This window comes from Mycobacterium arosiense ATCC BAA-1401 = DSM 45069 (genome assembly GCF_002086125.1).
GTDB classification, from domain to species: Bacteria; Actinomycetota; Actinomycetes; order Mycobacteriales; family Mycobacteriaceae; genus Mycobacterium; species Mycobacterium arosiense.
In genome coordinates, this window is the sequence record NZ_MVHG01000215.1 from 1 (window position 1) to 920 (window position 920).

Sequence of the window (920 nt, forward strand, 5' to 3'; positions counted from 1 at the left end):
GTCCGTGACGTGATCGTTATTGGTTCGGGTCCTGCGGGGTATACCGCGGCGTTGTATGCGGCGCGGGCGCAGTTGGCGCCGGTGGTGTTTGAGGGGACGTCGTTTGGTGGGGCGTTGATGACGACGACCGAGGTGGAGAATTTTCCGGGTTTTCGGCAGGGGATCACGGGTCCGGAGTTGATGGATCAGATGCGCGAGCAGGCGCTGCGTTTTGGGGCGGATCTGCGGATGGAAGACGTGGAGTCGGTGTCGCTTCAGGGGCCGGTCAAGGCGGTTGTCACCGCGGAGGGGCAGACGGTGCGGGCGCGGGCGGTGATCTTGGCGATGGGGGCGGCGGCCCGGTATTTGGGGGTGCCCGGGGAGCAGGAGTTGTTGGGCCGGGGGGTGTCGTCGTGTGCGACGTGTGATGGGTTCTTTTTCAAAGATCAAGACATCGCGGTGATCGGCGGTGGGGATTCGGCGATGGAGGAGGCCACGTTTTTGACCCGGTTTGCCCGCAGTGTGACGTTGGTGCATCGGCGCGAGGAGTTTCGGGCGTCGCGGATCATGCTGGAGCGGGCGCGGGCCAACGACAAGATCACCATCGTGACCAATAAGGCGGTCGAGGCGGTCGAGGGTGAGCAGACGGTGACGGGTTTGCGGGTGCGCGACACCGTCACCGGGGAGGTGTCGACGTTGCCGGTGACCGGGGTGTTCGTGGCGATCGGGCATGATCCGCGGTCGGAGTTGGTGCGTGAGGTGCTCGAGACCGACGCCGATGGTTATGTGCTGGTGCACGGCCGCACCACGGCCACCTCGATCGATGGGGTGTTCGCCGCCGGGGACCTGGTCGATCGCACCTACCGCCAAGCCATCACCGCCGCGGGCAGCGGCTGCTCGGCGGCCATCGACGCCGAACGCTGGCTCGCCGACCACGAAGA

General features: G+C 66.2%; 1 protein-coding gene. It reads left to right on the forward strand.

Annotation, left to right across the window (positions count from 1 at the left end):
* A partial coding sequence (gene trxB, locus BST14_RS28145; RefSeq protein WP_142279679.1) for a thioredoxin-disulfide reductase occupies positions 1-920 on the forward strand: 920 nt, incomplete at both ends.